This window comes from Furfurilactobacillus curtus, assembly GCF_054657915.1.
In genome coordinates this window covers 1972221-1990054 of the sequence record NZ_BAAHXU010000001.1, presented here as the reverse complement: position 1 = coordinate 1990054, position 17834 = coordinate 1972221, and the positions used below count along the sequence as shown (strand labels likewise).

The 17834-nt window shown below is 45.4% G+C and carries 33 protein-coding genes; all 33 read right to left on the bottom strand.

Annotation, left to right across the window (positions count from 1 at the left end; all coding sequences use genetic code 11):
* Positions 1 to 5 precede the first annotated feature (5 nt).
* The 33 genes from rplM to rplD all read right to left on the bottom strand — a co-directional run bounded on the left by rplM (position 6) and on the right by rplD (position 17832).
* Entirely contained in the window at positions 6 to 449 is a 444-nt protein-coding gene (gene rplM / locus ACYQ0Y_RS09360; RefSeq protein ID WP_407884192.1) for a 50S ribosomal protein L13, read from the bottom strand.
* A gap of 128 nt (positions 450 to 577) precedes the next feature.
* Complete coding sequence (gene truA / locus ACYQ0Y_RS09355) at positions 578 to 1354, bottom strand: tRNA pseudouridine(38-40) synthase TruA (RefSeq protein ID WP_407884194.1); 777 nt, start codon at positions 1352 to 1354, stop codon at positions 578 to 580.
* Between the two features lie 24 nt (positions 1355 to 1378).
* The gene (locus tag ACYQ0Y_RS09350; RefSeq protein ID WP_407884196.1) at positions 1379 to 2182 is read right to left on the bottom strand and encodes an energy-coupling factor transporter transmembrane component T family protein; all 804 of its coding nucleotides are present in this window, start codon (positions 2180 to 2182) and stop codon (positions 1379 to 1381) included.
* Positions 2182 to 3045: an energy-coupling factor ABC transporter ATP-binding protein gene (locus ACYQ0Y_RS09345; RefSeq protein ID WP_407884198.1), complete on the bottom strand. Its 864-nt coding sequence runs from the start codon at positions 3043 to 3045 to the stop codon at positions 2182 to 2184. Before ACYQ0Y_RS09345 ends, ACYQ0Y_RS09350 begins: the two co-directional genes overlap by 1 nt.
* Positions 3021 to 3860 (bottom strand): energy-coupling factor ABC transporter ATP-binding protein, encoded by an 840-nt coding sequence (locus ACYQ0Y_RS09340; protein ID WP_407884200.1) that lies wholly within the window; start codon positions 3858 to 3860, stop codon positions 3021 to 3023. The genes ACYQ0Y_RS09345 and ACYQ0Y_RS09340 overlap by 25 nt, the downstream gene beginning before the upstream one ends.
* A 9-nt stretch (positions 3861 to 3869) precedes the next feature.
* Positions 3870 to 4382: a hypothetical protein gene (locus tag ACYQ0Y_RS09335; protein ID WP_407884202.1), complete on the bottom strand. Its 513-nt coding sequence runs from the start codon at positions 4380 to 4382 to the stop codon at positions 3870 to 3872.
* A 274-nt stretch (positions 4383 to 4656) separates the two neighbouring features.
* On the bottom strand, positions 4657 to 5040 hold the full coding sequence (gene rplQ / locus ACYQ0Y_RS09330) for a 50S ribosomal protein L17 (protein WP_407884204.1): 384 nt from the start codon (positions 5038 to 5040) through the stop codon (positions 4657 to 4659).
* A gap of 30 nt (positions 5041 to 5070) precedes the next feature.
* The gene (locus ACYQ0Y_RS09325; RefSeq protein ID WP_407884206.1) at positions 5071 to 6015 is read right to left on the bottom strand and encodes a DNA-directed RNA polymerase subunit alpha; all 945 of its coding nucleotides are present in this window, start codon (positions 6013 to 6015) and stop codon (positions 5071 to 5073) included.
* A 77-nt stretch (positions 6016 to 6092) separates the two neighbouring features.
* On the bottom strand, positions 6093 to 6482 hold the full coding sequence (rpsK, locus tag ACYQ0Y_RS09320; protein WP_407884208.1) for a 30S ribosomal protein S11: 390 nt from the start codon (positions 6480 to 6482) through the stop codon (positions 6093 to 6095).
* Between the two features lie 32 nt (positions 6483 to 6514).
* The gene (gene rpsM, locus ACYQ0Y_RS09315) at positions 6515 to 6880 is read right to left on the bottom strand and encodes a 30S ribosomal protein S13 (RefSeq protein ID WP_407884210.1); all 366 of its coding nucleotides are present in this window, start codon (positions 6878 to 6880) and stop codon (positions 6515 to 6517) included.
* A 24-nt stretch (positions 6881 to 6904) separates the two neighbouring features.
* Positions 6905 to 7024: a 50S ribosomal protein L36 gene (gene rpmJ / locus ACYQ0Y_RS09310; RefSeq protein WP_081495882.1), complete on the bottom strand. Its 120-nt coding sequence runs from the start codon at positions 7022 to 7024 to the stop codon at positions 6905 to 6907.
* Positions 7025 to 7054: 30 nt separating this feature from the next.
* A complete protein-coding gene (gene infA / locus ACYQ0Y_RS09305) occupies positions 7055 to 7270 on the bottom strand; it encodes a translation initiation factor IF-1 (protein WP_017262672.1) in 216 nt (71 codons plus the stop codon).
* 183 nt (positions 7271 to 7453) lie between these two features.
* Complete coding sequence (locus tag ACYQ0Y_RS09300; RefSeq protein WP_407884212.1) at positions 7454 to 8122, bottom strand: adenylate kinase; 669 nt, start codon at positions 8120 to 8122, stop codon at positions 7454 to 7456.
* Between the two features lie 2 nt (positions 8123 to 8124).
* Positions 8125 to 9465: a preprotein translocase subunit SecY gene (secY, locus tag ACYQ0Y_RS09295; protein ID WP_407884214.1), complete on the bottom strand. Its 1341-nt coding sequence runs from the start codon at positions 9463 to 9465 to the stop codon at positions 8125 to 8127.
* Complete coding sequence (rplO, locus tag ACYQ0Y_RS09290) at positions 9466 to 9900, bottom strand: 50S ribosomal protein L15 (RefSeq protein WP_407884216.1); 435 nt, start codon at positions 9898 to 9900, stop codon at positions 9466 to 9468.
* Positions 9901 to 9932: 32 nt separating this feature from the next.
* Positions 9933 to 10118, bottom strand: a complete 186-nt coding sequence (rpmD, locus tag ACYQ0Y_RS09285; protein WP_407884218.1) for a 50S ribosomal protein L30 — start codon at positions 10116 to 10118, stop codon at positions 9933 to 9935.
* A gap of 14 nt (positions 10119 to 10132) precedes the next feature.
* Complete coding sequence (rpsE, locus tag ACYQ0Y_RS09280) at positions 10133 to 10633, bottom strand: 30S ribosomal protein S5 (protein WP_407884220.1); 501 nt, start codon at positions 10631 to 10633, stop codon at positions 10133 to 10135.
* Positions 10634 to 10651: 18 nt separating this feature from the next.
* Positions 10652 to 11008 carry a 50S ribosomal protein L18 gene (rplR, locus tag ACYQ0Y_RS09275; protein WP_407884222.1) on the bottom strand — a complete coding sequence of 119 codons (357 nt, stop codon included), beginning with the start codon at positions 11006 to 11008 and terminating at the stop codon, positions 10652 to 10654.
* 82 nt (positions 11009 to 11090) lie between these two features.
* Entirely contained in the window at positions 11091 to 11627 is a 537-nt protein-coding gene (gene rplF / locus ACYQ0Y_RS09270; protein ID WP_407884224.1) for a 50S ribosomal protein L6, read from the bottom strand.
* A gap of 29 nt (positions 11628 to 11656) precedes the next feature.
* Positions 11657 to 12055: a 30S ribosomal protein S8 gene (gene rpsH, locus ACYQ0Y_RS09265; RefSeq protein ID WP_407884226.1), complete on the bottom strand. Its 399-nt coding sequence runs from the start codon at positions 12053 to 12055 to the stop codon at positions 11657 to 11659.
* 88 nt (positions 12056 to 12143) lie between these two features.
* Positions 12144 to 12329, bottom strand: a complete 186-nt coding sequence (locus ACYQ0Y_RS09260; RefSeq protein ID WP_407884228.1) for a type Z 30S ribosomal protein S14 — start codon at positions 12327 to 12329, stop codon at positions 12144 to 12146.
* A 17-nt stretch (positions 12330 to 12346) separates the two neighbouring features.
* Positions 12347 to 12889 carry a 50S ribosomal protein L5 gene (rplE, locus tag ACYQ0Y_RS09255; RefSeq protein ID WP_407884230.1) on the bottom strand — a complete coding sequence of 181 codons (543 nt, stop codon included), beginning with the start codon at positions 12887 to 12889 and terminating at the stop codon, positions 12347 to 12349.
* 27 nt (positions 12890 to 12916) lie between these two features.
* A complete protein-coding gene (rplX, locus tag ACYQ0Y_RS09250; RefSeq protein ID WP_407884232.1) occupies positions 12917 to 13225 on the bottom strand; it encodes a 50S ribosomal protein L24 in 309 nt (102 codons plus the stop codon).
* A 49-nt stretch (positions 13226 to 13274) separates the two neighbouring features.
* Positions 13275 to 13643, bottom strand: coding sequence for a 50S ribosomal protein L14 (gene rplN / locus ACYQ0Y_RS09245; protein WP_017262660.1), 369 nt, complete (start codon positions 13641 to 13643; stop codon positions 13275 to 13277).
* Between the two features lie 47 nt (positions 13644 to 13690).
* Positions 13691 to 13954: a 30S ribosomal protein S17 gene (gene rpsQ / locus ACYQ0Y_RS09240; protein WP_407884234.1), complete on the bottom strand. Its 264-nt coding sequence runs from the start codon at positions 13952 to 13954 to the stop codon at positions 13691 to 13693.
* Positions 13955 to 13981: 27 nt separating this feature from the next.
* A complete protein-coding gene (gene rpmC / locus ACYQ0Y_RS09235; protein WP_407884236.1) occupies positions 13982 to 14182 on the bottom strand; it encodes a 50S ribosomal protein L29 in 201 nt (66 codons plus the stop codon).
* Between the two features lie 2 nt (positions 14183 to 14184).
* Positions 14185 to 14607 (bottom strand): 50S ribosomal protein L16, encoded by a 423-nt coding sequence (gene rplP / locus ACYQ0Y_RS09230; protein ID WP_407884238.1) that lies wholly within the window; start codon positions 14605 to 14607, stop codon positions 14185 to 14187.
* A gap of 2 nt (positions 14608 to 14609) precedes the next feature.
* Complete coding sequence (gene rpsC, locus ACYQ0Y_RS09225; protein WP_407884240.1) at positions 14610 to 15272, bottom strand: 30S ribosomal protein S3; 663 nt, start codon at positions 15270 to 15272, stop codon at positions 14610 to 14612.
* A 12-nt stretch (positions 15273 to 15284) separates the two neighbouring features.
* Positions 15285 to 15632, bottom strand: coding sequence for a 50S ribosomal protein L22 (gene rplV / locus ACYQ0Y_RS09220; protein ID WP_407884242.1), 348 nt, complete (start codon positions 15630 to 15632; stop codon positions 15285 to 15287).
* 16 nt (positions 15633 to 15648) lie between these two features.
* Entirely contained in the window at positions 15649 to 15927 is a 279-nt protein-coding gene (gene rpsS / locus ACYQ0Y_RS09215; protein ID WP_407879286.1) for a 30S ribosomal protein S19, read from the bottom strand.
* Positions 15928 to 15996: 69 nt separating this feature from the next.
* The gene (gene rplB, locus ACYQ0Y_RS09210; RefSeq protein ID WP_407884244.1) at positions 15997 to 16830 is read right to left on the bottom strand and encodes a 50S ribosomal protein L2; all 834 of its coding nucleotides are present in this window, start codon (positions 16828 to 16830) and stop codon (positions 15997 to 15999) included.
* 88 nt (positions 16831 to 16918) lie between these two features.
* Positions 16919 to 17206, bottom strand: coding sequence for a 50S ribosomal protein L23 (rplW, locus tag ACYQ0Y_RS09205; protein ID WP_407884246.1), 288 nt, complete (start codon positions 17204 to 17206; stop codon positions 16919 to 16921).
* Positions 17206 to 17832: a 50S ribosomal protein L4 gene (gene rplD / locus ACYQ0Y_RS09200; protein ID WP_407884248.1), complete on the bottom strand. Its 627-nt coding sequence runs from the start codon at positions 17830 to 17832 to the stop codon at positions 17206 to 17208. Before rplD ends, rplW begins: the two co-directional genes overlap by 1 nt.
* Between the last annotated feature and the right edge of the window lie 2 nt (positions 17833 to 17834).

Sequence of the window (17834 nt, the reverse complement as noted above, 5' to 3'; positions counted from 1 at the left end):
CCCCCTTAGATTAATTTCGTGATGTCTAAAACTTCAGGTTGTTGTGCAGCTTGATCATGTTGGTCACCTGCATAGACGTGAAGCTTAAGCAGTTGTTTGTGACCAAGCGTTCCTGCTGGCAACATACCCTTAACGGAAGTTTCAATCAACCGAACTGGGTTTTGTTCACGTAAGTTACCTGCAGTGCGTGACTTCAAACCGCCTGGGTGATTCGAGTGGTGGTAGTACATCTTGTCTGATGCCTTCCGACCCGTTAAACCAACCTTGCCGGCGTTAAGAACGATCACAAAGTCACCCGTATCCACATTAGGGGTAAACGTTGGCTTGTTTTTGCCACGTAAGATTGAAGCAACGACTGAACTTAAACGTCCCAAAGGAACGTCTGTGGCATCAACCACATACCATTTACGGTCTACTTCACCTGGTTTTGCTAAATAAGTTGTACGCACGGTATTTTCCTCCAATTTCTTGTCTGTTTGACACTCGATAAAACTTTCCGGGGCTTATCGTGGGGCAAACAATACCAAGTAACAGTGTACTGTTCAGACCCTGCCCTGTCAATGACAAATCAGTTACATCACCTATTTTCATCCAGATTACTCGGATAAATGACTTCTTCTAAATACAAGCCACTGGCCGGTGCCGTTTCTCGGGCCAGTTCGCGGTCTTTAGCAGCTAGTAACGCTGGCAGTGAATCGGCTGCTCGTCGCCCATTACCGATTTCCAACAATGTGGCCACCATGATCCGCACCTGATTGTATAAAAATCCATTTCCATAGAAATCGAAAACCACTTCATGATCGGCTGGCCGATTAGTCACTTGAATATCATAAATCGTGCGAACATTTGATTTAGCCTGGCTTCCGGAAGCAACGAAACTGGTAAAATCGTGTTCGCCAGTCAAATCTGGTAGGGCTTGACGAATTCTATTCACATCAAGTGGATACTTATAATGTCCCGTGTAATTTCGTTTAAATGGGTCAACGAAGGCCGTAGTAGAGACAATATATCGATACCGTTTACCATGAGTTGAAAACCGCGCATGAAAATTATCATCCACCTCGGTCACTGTCTTCACGCTCATGTCCAAAGGAAACATGCTATTCAAGGCCAAGCGTAAATTAGCTGCCGGGATCGGTTTAGGTAGATCAAAATGAACTACTTGCCCATGCGCATGAACTCCTGCATCTGTCCGTCCAGAACCATAGACGGCAATCGCTGGTAGCGGATTTTTCGCAATCCGATTCACGACGTCCACTAAAACAGCTTCCACCGTGCGCTGATTTGGCTGCACTTGGAAGCCGGCAAAATTGGTACCGTCATACTCAATCACGACTTTATAACGTTGTGACATGAAGCTAGTTGACTCTCCTTTCAATTAACCCAAATGTCGTAAGAAAACGAGCACAATATTCAAAACGATAACGACGATCACAGCACCAGTATCAAAACCATGCCAATGAATCACCCGATAGCGGGTACGATGCTCACTACCTTGATAACCGCGCGCCTCCATAGCCGTCGCTAAGTCGTCTGCTCGGCCAATTGCACCAACGAAGAGCGGAATAAGTAAAGGGACAATGGCCCGGAGACGTTTAATCAAACCACCATTGTTGAACTCGACACCACGGGCCCGCTGGGCGTTCATGATCGTTTGCGCCTCGTCAAGCAACGTTGGCACAAATCGCAGAGCTACCGACAACATCAACGCAGTTTGCGCAACCGGAAAATGCACCACCCGTAGCGGACGTAACATCGACTCGACACCATCCGCAATCGCCAGTGGTGCGGTGGTTAATGTGAGCACCGTGGCCACTGTAATAATTAAGAGAAAGCGCAAGAAGACTGCAGTAGACAGTTCAATCCCTGTTTGGGTAATCATCAATACGCCCCAGTGCCAATAAACATGACCTCCAGGTGTAAATAATAATTGCAATAATGCGGTAAAAACGATCAGCCAAATCAATGGGCCAATACCACGAATAAAGTAGCTTAAACTAAGCCCCGTCAACCAAATCAGCCCACCGACAAATGCAAAGAGTAGTACATAGGTCGTCCACGTCGTTGTTAAAAACGCCATAACGATCAAATACAAAGCCAATAGTAATTTGGCACGTGGATCTAATCGATGGAGCCAAGATTGTCCGGGAATATAACGCCCTAATGTAAGTTGCTCTAACATTATGCGTCCCTCCTCGGTAATTGACCTGTCAAAGCGTCAGCCAAGTCGGCCTCTGTCAGTGGTAATGAATCAAATTGAAAACCACGATTAGCTAAACGCAGTGCAAATTTAGCTGCCGTTGGTAATTCCAATTCATGTTCAGTCACCCACTGCTGGTCGCTAAAAATATCGGTCGGTGTCCCAAATTTAACCAGCTGGCTGTGTGCCATCACCAATGCATGATCTGCATAATCAGCGACATCATCCATCTGGTGAGTTACCAACATAATCGTCAGATGTTGTTCCGTCTTTAATCGCGCAAACATCTGCATCATTTCTTGTCGACCACGCGGATCAAGTCCGGCCGTCGGTTCATCTAAGACCAATATATGAGGCCGACTAGCTAAGACGCCAGCAATCGCGACCCGGCGCATCTGACCACCAGATAGCTCAAATGGCGACCGCTCTAATAAATCGTCACTTAAGCCGACATCACGTGCAGCTTTGTGAGCAAGTTCAGTCGCCTCCGTGTCAGAATAGCCGAAATTCAGGGGGCCAAATGCAATGTCTTTAGCCACCGTTTGATCAAACAATTGATTCTCAGGAAATTGAAAGACCATTCCCACGTGCTGGTGCAACGTTTTTAAATTTCGATTGGTTGTTGCATTTGTCAAAGTAAAATCATCGACGGTCACTGTACCGCTCGTGGGCTTTAACAAACCGTTTAAATGTTGTACCAGTGTACTTTTACCACTACCCGTATGTCCAATGATCGCCGTAAACGATTCATCCGGAATCTGAAAGGAAATGTCTGACAGCCCCACTGCTTCAAATGGTGAATTTGGCTGGTAAGTAAAGTCTACATGGTCGAATGAGATTGCCATAACCAATCCTCCATTTCATCATCCGTCAAATAACCTGTCGGGCTAGCTAACTGCCGTTGTGCTAACGCGCGGCTTAACTTTGTTGTAAAGGGTTCATCTAGTCCTGTCGCCTGCAGCAACGCATCATTGCTAAAAATCGTCGTTGGTGTTCCCTGGGTGATCAGCTTACCATCATTCATAACCAACAAACGCTGTGCTTGCGCCGCTTCGGCTAAATCATGGGTAATCGAAATAATGGTGGGCGCCTGTCCAGCCTTACGTAGCTTTGTTAGCACGGCCAACACGGTTTGGCGGCCGTGAGGATCTAACATGCTAGTCGCTTCATCTAATACGATAATACTAGGATTCATCGCAATAATCCCAGCTAACGCAACGCGTTGTTTTTGCCCACCTGATAGTCGGCTCGGTTCCCGATCAGCAAAATCAAGCATATCAACTTCACTAAGTGCCGCCTTAACGCGCTCCTGCATCTCTGTTCTAGGCACACTGGCGTTTTCCAAACCAAAAGCAACATCGTCAGCAACCGTGGCACCAACAAACTGATTATCTGGGTTCTGAAACACCATACCGATGTGCTCGCGCACCAACCATACCGACTCTGGGCTTAGTTCGGTACCAGCAACAGTGATTGAACCTTCCTCATATCCGATCAGGCCGTCAATTGCTCGTACCAATGTACTCTTGCCACTCCCGTTGTGACCAACGATCGCAATCCATTCTCCAGCTGCAACTGAAAAAGACACATGATCTAATGCTAACTGATCTGCTTGCGAATAACGATAGGTTAATTGTTCAACCTTTATAATATCTGCCACAGTAAATCCTCATTTCCTCATGCTCGCCTGATTATGTACCGTAATTTTAAAGACCTCACCCGTATGCGCTGCATGAATTAATCGCGTCATATACTTTTGATACAATGAAAAAAATGCTGGATCCGCCCCAGCTCGCTTTAAATCATTAACATTTGGGTTATTTAGCAGCTGTTGGTTCCATAACTCCACACTGGCACTCGTCAATGGATTAAAGAGGCCAAACGCATCAAGTTGGTCGAATTCCAAATAAATCAGATGCCCTTGATCATCGACTCTAGCGTAAGCAGTCACACGATACCCATGAACGTAATGCGTCTCATGTAATGAATAGTGTCCAGGTTTAAACGCTTCTTTCGGCAATAACTTAGCCGCTTTTTCACTTAGATGTCGAAGCTTTGATTCATAAGCAGCATGTTCGCGTTCAGCGTTAATTGTCGTAATCGCGGTTGCTCCTAATGCTAGAGTTGCCAAGATTAAGACAACTAACCCTGTAATCAATTTTGCCCGACGCCTCTGCACCATTACCACCTCATTATGAAACGCTGAATACCGCACTATTTTAGCGAAAAGCCGGCCGCCATGCAAGCGCTGTCGCAAATGCCCCCTCATTTTGGATACAAAAAAATCACTTAGTACCACGGTGCGAGCATCAGCTCATTCAAGCTAGACTGGGCGAACGCGATCGCCATCATCATAACGCTTTATACCATTGGTACTAGTGATTATTTTGAATATTCAAATACTAAGGTGACCCGTCGATCAACTTAGGACAGCTATTCCCACTGTCGCTTAATGATTAGTCAACGAATTCCAAGATGACCATTTGTGCTGCATCACCACGACGCGGCATGGTCTTGTACATCCGTGTGTAACCACCATTACGTTCTGCAAACCGTGGTGCTAATTCATCAAATAACTTCTGCAAAGCACTCTGTGCCTTAACATTGTCACCGTCTTCTTTAACATCAGCGATTACGCCACGGACAAAGCTAGCAGCTTCACGACGTGCGTGCAAGTCGCCTTGCTTACCCCAGGTAATCATTTGGTCGGCAGTTTTACGAACTTCTTTAGCGCGCGCTTCAGTCGTTTCAATTCGACCGTTAACGATCAAACTAGTCGTTAAATCACGCAATAAAGCTTTACGTTGAGAACTGGTACGCCCTAATTTGCGGTAGCTCATGCTGAACCCTCCTTCTATCAATAAGTCTGACTAGTCTTCTTGTTTCAAAGAAAGACCAAGGCCAGCTAATTTTGCCTTAACTTCTTCAAGTGACTTACGACCAAGGTTACGAACCTTCATCATGTCCGCTTCTGTCCGATCAGTTAACTCTTGAACCGTGTTGATTCCAGCACGCTTCAAACAGTTGTATGAACGTACAGACAGATCCAACTCTTCGATGGTCATTTCGAGCATCTTTTCCTTGTGTGTCTCTTCTTTTTCAACCATGATTTCAGCATTTTTTGCCGTATCGGTTAAATCAACAAACATCGCAAGGTGTTCAGTTAAGATCTTGGCAGCTAAACTAATGGCTTCACTTGGTGAAATGGAACTATCGGTCCACACATCCAAAGTTAACTTGTCATAGTCGTCACGCTGGCCAACACGAGTATTTTCAACTTGGTAGTTTACACGTTCGATTGGGGTATAAATGGAATCGATTGGTAACACGCCAATTGGCATATCATCCTGACGAGTTTTATTTTCATCAGCTGAAACATAACCACGGCCCTTGTTAGCAGTTAAGTGCATATGGAAAGTGGCACCGTCTGCTACTGTGCAGATGTAAAGATCCGGGTTCATCACTTCAACATCAGCATCCGTTTGAATGTCACCTGCTGTGACAGTCGCCGGACCCTTGACATCAATGTCCATGCCCTTTTCTTCGTCGGTCGCCATTTTCAAAGAAACTTTCTTCATGTTCAAAATGATCTGTGTAACATCTTCCACGACACCTTCAACAGTAGAGAATTCGTGGAGTACACCATCAATTTGAATACTAGTGACAGCCGCACCAGGCAATGATGAAAGTAAAATTCGTCGTAGCGAGTTGCCAAGGGTCGTTCCATAGCCACGTTCTAGTGGTTCAACAACGAACTTCCCATAGTTATCACTTTCATCGATTTTGTGAATGTTTGGCTTTTCAAATTCGATCATTCTTTTGTTTACCCCTTTCAAAACTCGTCTAATTTAATCAATGAACGTCCATCACTCCAACAAAGTGATGTCATCAATTAAACACGACGACGCTTTGGAGGACGAGATCCGTTATGTGGAACTGGAGTTACATCGCGGATTGAAGTCACTTCAAGACCAGTTGATTGTAAAGCACGGATAGCGGCTTCACGACCAGAACCAGGTCCTTTAACGGCAACTTCAACCGTCTTCATTCCATGTTCCATTGCGCCTTTTGCAGCGGCTTCAGCAGCCATTTGAGCAGCGAATGGCGTTGATTTACGACTACCTTTAAAGCCAAGAGCACCAGCTGAAGACCATGCCACAGCGTTCCCTTGCACATCGGTAACCATAACTAACGTGTTGTTAAACGTTGAGTGAATGTGCGCAACACCTGATTCAACGTTCTTTTTGACACGACGCTTACGTGATGTTTTTCTACCTGCCATAAGAAATGCTAACCTCCTTTATTTGAAATGAATTACTTCTTCTTGCCAGCAATTGCTTTAGCTGGGCCTTTGCGAGTCCGTGCGTTGTTCTTCGTGTGCTGTCCGCGCACTGGTAAACCACGACGGTGCCGCATGCCTCGGTATGAACCAATTTCTTGTAAGTTCTTGATGTTCAAGCTGACTTCCCGGCGAAGATCCCCTTCAACCTTATAGTTGTCAACAATTGCACGAATTTTATCTTCGTCTTCAGGCGCTAAGTCCCGAACTCGAATATCTTCGCTAACACCAGCATCAGCCAAAATCTTTTGCGCTGATGTATTACCGATTCCGAAAATGTAAGTTAAACCAATCACGATTCGCTTGTCCCGTGGAAGGTCAACACCTGCAATACGAGCCATAACAATTACCTCCTTTTTTCTGAATTATTTACCTTGACGTTGCTTATGCTTTGGATTTGCAGAGCAAATCACCATGACACGACCGTTACGCTTAATCACACGGCAGTGTTCACACATAGGCTTTACTGATGGTCTTACTTTCATGATTTTTCCTCCATAATTATGAGGCGACGATTACTTGAAACGGTAAGTAATCCGACCCTTTGTCAAATCGTACGGTGACATTTCAACGGTGACCTTGTCACCAGGCAGAATCCGAATATAATGCATTCGGATCTTACCTGACACGTGAGCCAAGATTTCATGACCGTTCTCAAGTTCTACTTTAAACATCGCATTAGGCAATGTTTCTTTAACAGTGCCTTCGATTTCAATTACGTCACTTGCCAAACAGAATTCCCTCCCCTTATGAACTTTAATTCTTGCGATACGGTGGCAAAAAAAGACGGAAAAACGGCGAAAACAACCGTTTCCACCCTCTTGGCGCACCACTCTGCGCAAACCATACCAAGAGATTTTATCACATTCTTAAGGGTCCTGCAAATAATGGGTTTGAACTTGTCAACCCCAAAATTACGATTCACTGACAGACTGTAAGACAGTGGAGACGTCCTCGAAAACATCGTCGATTTTACGTTGGCCATTGATCGTGTGCAAGACACCCTGGCCTTGGTAGTAATCAACTAAAGGTGTATTCATCTTAATATTGACAGCCAACCGGTTTTTAACCGTTTCAGGTTTATCATCATCACGCTGATAGAAGTCATGGGACCCACAAACATCGCAAGTACCTTCAACCTTTGGTGGATTACTGATTCGATTATAAGTTGCGCCACAAACTCGACAGATAAACCGAGCAGATAAGCGATCAACTAACACTGCAGAATCAACATCAATGTTAATCACGGCATCAAGGTGACGTTTCGAGTCGGCAAGCATTTGATCTAACGCAGCCGCTTGATCAAGATTCCGTGGATAGCCATCCAACATGAACCCATTTTTCAAGACGTCTGGTTGACTCAAACGTTCACGAACGATCCCGTTCGTAACCTCGTCGGGAACCAATTCACCTTTATCAATGTAAGCTTTGGCGGCTAAACCCATTTCAGTTTCATTCGCCATTGCTTCCCGAAAAATATCCCCCGTCGAAATGTGCGGAACTTGATATTCATCGTCGATCTTTTGCGCTTGGGTCCCTTTACCGGCACCAGGCAAGCCCATCAGAATCAAGTTGAGTGCCATGATTAATCCTCCTGTTCTTCCGTTGCTTCGTGGGCGGCCAACTGATCATCTTGAATGAAGCCAACGTATTGACGCTTCATCATCAGTCCGTCAAGTTGACGAATTATGTCAATTGCAACACCGACCACGATCAATAGTGACGTTCCGCCTAACCCGATTGATTCATCTAATCCCCAAATATCACTAGCTAGTAATGGAATTAGAGCAACCAGGCCAAGGAACAGTGACCCGACAGTACTTAACCGCATCAACAAATGTGAAATGTAATCTTGTGTATCATGTCCCGGCCAAACACTGGGAATATAGCCACCTTGTTTCTGCAAGTTCTCAGCCAATTTTTCAGGATTGACCTGCACAAAAGCGTAGAAAAAGGTGAACAACACGATAAGAACCGTGTATAAGATAGCTCCCTGAGTTGTTTGCATGTTAAAAATTTTGGACATGATTTGATACCAGTCATCAGCCCCATGATTCTTCTGGAACGCCAGCAAAACCGTTTGTGGAGTTGAAATTAAAGAACTGGCAAAGATTACGGGGATCACCCCGGCAACATTAACCTTCAAAGGCAAATAACTACCGGATCCAGCCGAAGTTGCGCGTCGTGTGTACTGAATTGGAATTCGTCGTTCAGCCTGCTGGACCCACGTAACAAAGACAATAATAATAATTACGAGAACTGCAATGGCGGCTAAGAACAACGCCCCACGCCATAACTGGCTTTTAGCAACGGAGGTGATGTTTTCACGCCAGAGTTGCTGAACTCCAACTGGTGTGCGTGCAATAATCCCAGCAAAGATCAGCATCGAAACACCATTTCCTAAACCACGTTGGGTAATCATATCACCCAACCAAGTCGCAAACATCGTTCCACCGGTTAACAGAACCCCGATCATAATAAACGTTTGTGGATTTGGCGTTTTAACTAAGTGCATGGGACTAAGAGCGTTGAATCCTGCCGTAATTCCAATGGACTGGACAAAAGCCAAAACAATCGTTAAATAACGAGTCGCTTGATTTAACTTACGCCGACCTACATCCCCTTGTTTACTCCATTCAACAAATCGCGGCACAATATCCATTTGAAGTAATTGAACCACAATCTGCGCCGTCACGAAGGGTGAAACCCCCATGGCGAACAACGAATAGTTCGTTAATCCACCACCGGAAAAGATATTCAGTACATTAACAAGCCCGGAGCTTGCGACTGCTTGTAAAGCACGTGCATTAACCCCGGGAACGGTAATGTAACAGCCTAACCGATAGACGATTAAAACAAACAAGGTGAAGAAGATCTTATTTCTGATTTCACGTGTCTTGAAAGCATTCGAAATCGTAGAGATCAACTAGATCACCTCAGTCTTACCGCCGGCTGCTTCAATTGCAGCAACTGCTGCGTTTGAGAATTTGTTAGCGTGAACCGTAAGTTTCTTTTCAACGGCACCGTTGCCAAGAATCTTAACGCCACTCTTTTCGTTTTTCACCAAACCTGCTTCAACGAGCGCTGCTGGCGTAATGTCAGCACCATCATCAAAACGGTTTAATGAAGCTAAGTTCACAATAGCGAATTCCTTGCGGCTGATGTTGGTAAAACCACGTTTAGGAATCCGACGGTACAGTGGCATTTGGCCCCCTTCAAACCCGACACGCGTCTTACTACGCGCCTTTTGGCCTTTTTGACCACGGCCAGAAGTTTTACCGTTGCCAGCAGACACACCGCGACCGCGACGCATCCGCTTACTACGTGAACCTTCGTTTGGTTGTAATTCGTTCAACTTCATTTCGTTGGCACCTCCTTACACGTAAATTGAATTTACTTAACTTCTTCAACAGTGACTAAGTGCGCAATCTTCATGATAGCGCCGCGAGTCGCGTCGTTGTTTGGCCGAATAACAGAACTGTTAACTCGTCCAAGGCCTAAGCCATACGCAACGTTACGAACTTTTGGCTTCTGGTGAACGGCACTTTTCACTAAAGTAATCTTGACTTGATTAGCCATGAGTTACGTCCTCCTTATTCAGCTAAATGTTCGACAGAAACGCCACGTAATGCAGCGACATCTTCAGCCCGCTTTAAGTCCTTAAGTCCTTCAAAGGTGGCACGCACAACGTTAACAGGTGTGCTTTCACCAAGAGACTTACTGGTAACATCGGCAACACCGGCTAGTTCCATAACGGCACGAACGGCGCCACCAGCAGCAACCCCAGAACCTTCAACAGCTGGCTTCAACATCACTTTTGAACCTGAGTAAACACCCAGTACTTCATGAGGTAACGTTGAACCAACAACTGGCACTTCAACTAAGTTCTTGTGGGCTGCTTCAACTGCTTTACGAATTGCTTCTGGCACTTCTTGTGCTTTACCAGTACCAAAACCAACGTGACCATTGTGGTCCCCCACAACGACTAAGGCAGAGAACCGAAGACGACGACCACCTTTAACAACCTTAGTGATCCGGTTGATTGAAACGACGTTATCTTCTAAATCTAACTTGCTTGGGTCGATAAAAGCCATTGGTTAATTCCTCCTTCTCTAGAATTTAAGTCCGTTTTCACGAGCGGCTTCAGCCAATGCTTCTACCCGACCATGATATAAGTAACCGCCACGATCGAAGACCACATCCGTGACCTTCTTGTCGTTGGCACGTTTGGCAACCAATTCACCAACGGAAGCTGCTTTTTCCGTCTTCGTGGTTCCCTTAACGTCTTTATCCAACGTTGAGGCACTTGCCAGCGTCACACCCGCTACGTCATCAATTACTTGCGCGTAGATGTTTGAATTAGAACGAAAAACGTTCAAGCGTGGGCGCTGCGCAGTACCAGAAATCTTACCACGCACACGTGCATGACGACGTTGGCGTGTTTTGTTTTTATCTGGTTTAGAAATCACAACAATTCACCTCATATTTTATTCGCAGTGAGTCTGTGCACTGCGACACCTTAAGCAAAAACAAATGAATAAGCTGATGTGCTTACTTACCTGTCTTACCTTCCTTACGACGAACCTGTTCGCCTTCGTAACGAATCCCTTTACCTTTGTAAGGCTCAGGAGGACGAATGCCACGAATTTCAGCGGCATAGTCGCCGACTTGTTGCTTAGAGATCCCGGACAAAATGACCGTCGTGTTGTCTGGAACTTCAACACTGACACCTTCACGACCATCAAATTCAACAGGGTTCGAGTAACCAACATTCATGATGAGCTTCTTACCTTGCAACTGTGCACGGTAACCAACCCCAACTAGTTTCAGCGTCTTCTTGAAACCATCTGTAACCCCTTCAACCATGTTGGCGAAGTTGGCACGGGTCGTCCCATGAATAGCTTTCACTTTGCTATCGTCGCTAGGACGTGTGAACGAAACTTCCGTCCCATCAACTTTCATAGTAATAATATCAGCAAATGTCCGCGTTAATTCGCCCTTAGGCCCTTTAACGGTCACATCATTGCCGTTTTGTTTAACTTCAACCCCAGCGGGTAAAGTTACAACCTTATAACCAATACGACTCACGATTTACACCTCCAATCCTTATTTAGTGATTACCAAACGTAAGCGAGCACTTCGCCGCCGACGTCTTTTTGACGAGCATCTTTATCAGTGATCACACCTTCAGACGTGGAAATGATCGCAATACCAAGGCCATTTAAAACCTTTGGCACTGAATCAGCTTTCACGTATGAACGTAAACCAGGCTTAGAGATCCGCTTCAAACCAGAGATGACACGTTCGCCATCCTTACCGTATTTGAGAAAGACACGGATAATACCTTGCTTATCATCGTCGATGTATTCAACATCGCGTACGAAACCTTCATTCTTCAAGATTTCGGCAATGTCGCGCTTAATCTTTGATGCAGGCACTTCAACTGAATCGTGGCGAACCATGTTCGCGTTACGAATCCGTGTCAGAAAGTCTGCAATCGGGTCTGTCATAGACATCGATATTTGCCTCCTTTTAGTATCGATATAAACAAATGAAACGACTTGAAAGGAATCCAAATCGAATTTTCTCAGTAAAAATCGAAGCCTACCAGCTTGCTTTCTTCATGCCAGGAATTTGACCCTTATGAGCTAAATCCCGTAGGCATAAACGGCAAAGATGGAACTTACGGTAAACTGAGTGCGGACGGCCACAACGTTCACAGCGGGTGTAAGCCTGCGTTGAGAACTTAGCTGGGCGTTCGCTCTTAACAACCATTGATTTCTTGGCCATGTATGTGGCGCCTCCTATTACTTGGCAAATGGCATCCCGAGCTGACCTAACAGTTCACGGGATTCTTCATCAGTGTTAGCAGTCGTGACGATAACAATATCTAAGCCACGAACCCGGTTAACATTATCGTAATTGATTTCAGGGAAGATCAGTTGTTCACGAACCCCTAAGGTGTAGTTCCCACGTCCATCAAAGGAGCGGTTAGAGACACCATGGAAGTCACGAACACGTGGTAATGACACATTGATCAACTTGTCTAAAAAGTCATACATCCGTTCACCGCGCAAAGTTACCTTAGCACCAATGGACATTCCTTCACGAAGACGGAAGCCAGCGATTGATTTCTTAGCCTTGGTGATAACTGGTTTTTGACCAGCAATCAAGCCTAATTCCTCAACGGCTTCGTCTAAGTTCTTTGAGTTAGTGGTCGCATCACCAACCCCCATGTTCAGCACAATCTTGTCGATGTGTGGGGCTTGCATGCTTGACGTGTAGTTGAATTTTTCAATCAAGGAAGGTTTAATTTCCTTTTCGTAGCGTTCTTTCAAACGATTAGCCATTCTAAACGTTTCCTCCTTTCCCAAAAGTTAAGCGATTGTGTTACCAGATTTCTTGGCAACTCGAACCTTCTTGCCATCTTCGACTTTAAAACCAACTCGAGTTGGTTCTTTAGTTGATGGGTCAATTAACATAACGTTAGAAACGTGAATTGGGGCTTCAACATCAACAATCCCACCTTGTGGGTAGTCGTTGTTTGGTTTTTGGTGTTTCTTCACCATGTTGATGCCTTCCACGACAACGCGGTCAGACTTGACAAGTGTTTGCTTAACAGCGCCCTCTTTGCCTTTGTCTTTACCGGCGATAACGCGTACTTGATCTCCAGTCTTTAAGAACATTCTGCTGTGCACCTCCTGTTCAACTTATGCATTCAGCTTGATTACTTGATTAAAGCACTTCAGGTGCTAAAGAAACGATCCGCATGAAGTTGCCTTCACGAAGTTCACGAGCAACTGGTCCAAAGATCCGTGTGCCACGAGGGCTCTTGTCATCAGAAATGATGACTGCTGCATTATCGTCAAACTTAATGTAAGAACCATCAGTCCGGTGCATACCAGAAACGGTCCGTACGATAACGGCTTTTACGACATCACCTTTTTTTACAACGCCACCTGGTGTTGCTTGTTTAACAGTAGCGACGATGATGTCACCAATATTGGCTGACTTCCGTGTTGAACCGCCAAGAATCTTGATCGTCAAGATTTCACGGGCACCCGAGTTATCAGCAACTTTTAAACGACTTTCTTGTTGAATCACGGTTTTATCCTCCTTCCGCAACTAATTAGAATACGTAGAAATGGTTATTACAGGATGACGGCCTTTTCAACGACATTCAAGAGGCGGAAGTGCTTGGTCTTAGACAACGGCCGCGTTTCCATGATCCGTACAATATCGCCAGTTTTGGCTTCGTTGTTATCATCTTGCGCAACGAATTTCTTGGTGTATTTAACCCGTTTACCATAAACTGGGTGGTTCTTGTAAGTATCAACAGCGACAATAATCGTCTTGTCATTCTTATCAGAAACCACGTGGCCCTGGTAAACCTTACGTGCGTTACGTTCAGTCATAGGTTAACTTCTCCTTTCGTATTCTAATTACTTGCTTTGGCTTAATTCTTGTTGACGGAGAGCCGTCTTCAACCGGGCAATATTCTTACGAACTTGCTTCAATCGAGCAGTGTTTTCTAATTGACCTGTTGCCAATTGGAACCGCAAATTGAATAATTCGTCTTTGTAGCCCTTTTCTTTATCAAGCATTTCAGCAGTGGTTAATTTGTTAATGTCAGTCATTTTCATAATTATTCGCCACCTACTTCTTCGCGCGCTACGATTTTCGTCTTAACGGGTAGCTTGTGACTAGCAAGACGCAATGCTTCGCGAGCGACGGCTTCAGATACACCGCCAACTTCAAACATTACCTTGCCGCGCTTAACAGGAGAAACCCAACCTTCAGGTGCCCCTTTCCCGTTACCCATACGAACACCGACACCCTTTGAGGTGTAGGACTTATGAGGGAAAATCTTGATCCAAACTTTACCACCACGCTTCATGTAACGGTTCATTGCAACACGAGCCGCTTCAATCTGACGGTTAGAAACCCATGATGAAGTTGTGGCTTGTAAACCAAATTCGCCAAAAGCAACGGTCTTACCACCCTTAGCTTCACCACGCATGTGACCGCGGAATTCCCGACGGTGCTTAACCCGTTTAGGTACCAGCATGATTATTTCCCTCCTCGTTGATTATTTGTTGACTTCTTGGCAGGAAGGACTTCACCACGGTAGATCCATGTTTTTACACCGATCATCCCATAAGTGGTCCGAGCTTCATCCCAAGAATAGTCAATGTCCGCCCGCAATGTATGCAACGGAACCGTTCCTTCTGAGTAGCGTTCTTTACGGGCGATGTCAGCGCCGTTTAAACGGCCTGAAACCATCGTCTTAATTCCGTGTGCACCTGCACGCATGGAACGTTGAATCGCACCACGCATTGCACGACGGAAAGCAACCCGCTGCTCTAATTGCTTGGCAATTGAATCCCCAACTAAGTGGGCATCCAAGTCAGGCTTTTTGATTTCAATAATGTTGATATGAACTTGCTTGCCAGTTAAGCTGTTTAATTCCTTACGGAGTTTTTCAACTTCTGACCCACCTTTACCGATAACCATCCCGGGCTTTGCAGTGTGAATGGATAATACCACTCGACCAGCAGCCCGTTCGATTTCAACGGTTGAAACAGATGCGTCGGCAAGTCTTTGATCAATAAACTTACGGATTTTCACGTCTTCGATTAACCAAGTTGCGTAATCTTTGTCCGCGTACCACTTGGCTTCCCAATCGCGGATAACACCGACACGAAATCCATTTGGATTTACTTTTTGACCCACGCTCGTTCCCTCCTACTTTTCAGATACGACTACTGTGATGTGGCTTGTCCGCTTGTTGATTGGTGATGCGGAACCCTTAGCCCGAGGACGGAACCGCTTTAAGGTTGGTCCTTCATTAGCAAATGCTTCGGAAACAACTAGATCAGCACGATCTAAGTCAAAGTTATTTTCAGCGTTTGCAACAGCAGACTTCAAAACTTTTTCTACGTCCGCAGATGCACCACGAGGCGTGAATTTTAAAATGGCAAATGCTTCATTGACGCTCTTGCCGCGAATAAGGTCAACAACTAGGCGAACCTTACGAGCAGCGACACGAACAGTCCTTGCAGTTGCTTTTGCAGTTGTAACTTGTTCAGCCATTGTTCAGTCCTCCTAATTATTTACCAGTTACCTTGTCGGAACCGGCGTGCCCACGGAATGTCCGTGTAGGCACAAATTCGCCAAGTTTGTGACCAACCATGTCATCAGAAATGAACACGGGGACATGTTTCCGTCCGTCATAAACAGCGATTGTGTATCCGATGAAGCTAGGAAAGATCGTTGACCGGCGTGACCAAGTTTTGATCACAGTTTTCTTTTCAGAATCGGCTTGTGCAGCGATTTTCTTCAGCAGATGTTCATCGGCGAAAGGTCCTTTTTTAAGACTACGACCCATCGTGTGGCCTCCTCTCAGTTAGCGGTTAGCTAACGCGTTCATGTTATTAACGACTAATTATCGACGTGCTTACTTCTTCCGACGGTCACGCACAATCAGCTTGTTTGATAGAGCCTTGTGGTTCCGCGTCTTCTTACCAGCAGTCTTCTTACCCCATGGTGACATTGGCGATGGACGACCAACTGGCGCTTTACCTTCACCACCACCATGTGGGTGATCGTTAGGGTTCATAACTGATCCACGAACATGTGGACGTTGACCAGAATAACGCTTACGACCAGCTTTACCTAAGTTGATCAATTCGTGTTGTTCATTACCAACGGCCCCGATCGTGGCACGACCAGCAACTAAGACCATCCGAACTTCACCGGAAGCCAAGCGAAGCATGGCATACTTGCCTTCTTTACCCAATAACTGGGCTGAAGCCCCAGCTGAACGGGCAATCTGACCACCCTTACCAGGCTTCAATTCAATGTTATGAATAACAGTCCCGACTGGAATATTTACCAGTGGTAAAGCATTCCCAACTTTGATATCTGCTTCTGGACCAGATTCAACAACAGTGCCAACTTCCAGACCCTTCGGTGCTAAGATGTATGACTTTGTGCCGTCCTCATAAACCAATAAAGCGATGTTAGCAGTTCGGTTTGGATCATATTCGATCGCCTTGACCGTTGCTTTGTAATCATCTTTAATTCGTTTAAAGTCGATAATCCGGTAGGCGCGCTTAGTACCACCGCCACGATGGCGAACCGTCATGTGGCCTTGGTTGTTACGTCCTGCTCGGTGACTTTGTGATTCCAATAGCGACTTTTCAGGGGTCGTTTTGGTAATCTCACTAAAGTCGGAGCCGGTCATGTTACGACGACCGTTAGTGGTTGGTTTATAACTCTTAATACCCACTATACTTTCCTCCTAAGATTTTCGTGCCGTGGCTGGTTGTCCCTTGTGAGGAGCCGAACACCAGCGGCGCATAGATTTGAAGCTGAGATTATTCTTCGTTAAATAGTTCAATTGCCTTTGAGTCAGCGCTCAAAGTAATGATCGCCTTACGACGTTTCTTTGTGTAACCACTGTAACGACCCTGACGCTTCAAGTGACCTTTGACATTCATAATGTTAACTTTAATCACTTTTACATCGAAGATTTCTTCGATCGCGTGCTTAACCTGAGTCTTGGTTGCACGAGTGTCAACGTCGAAAACGTACCGTTTGTCATCAATGTCGGCCATTGAAGATTCGGTAATAACTGGACGTAAAATCACATCACGTGCTTCCATTATGCGAGCACCTCCTCTACCTGAGAAAGAGCAGATTGGGTAATCACCATCTTGTCGTTGTTAACAACGTCCAAAACATTGACGCCTTTAGCCGTTAGTACCGTAACATTAGCCAAATTGCGTGCAGACAAAGCTGCGTTTTCGTTGTCATCTTCAACCACAATAAGGGTCTTTTCAGCAACTTTCAGGTTGTTTAAAACTGAGGCAAATTCAGCTGTTTTAGGTGCTTTGAATTCTAAAGCATCAACAACAACCAAGGCTTTGTCTAACACCTTTTGTGACAAAACAGACTTCATTGCCAATTGACGCACTTTTTGTGGCAACTTGTAGGCGTATGAACGTGGAGTTGGTCCAAAGACAATTCCACCGCCACGCCATTGTGGTGACCGGATTGATCCTTGACGAGCACGACCAGTCCCTTTTTGACGCCATGGTTTTTTACCACCACCGGAGACAGCACTGCGGTTTTTAACGGCGTGCGTGCCTTGGCGCAAAGATGCACGCTGCATCAATACGGCATCGGTGATGACATTGTTATTAGGTTCGATACCAAACACAGCATCATTAAGTTCAACTGTGCCTGACTTCTTTCCGTCTTGTTTAAATAAATCAACGCTGGTAGTCATAG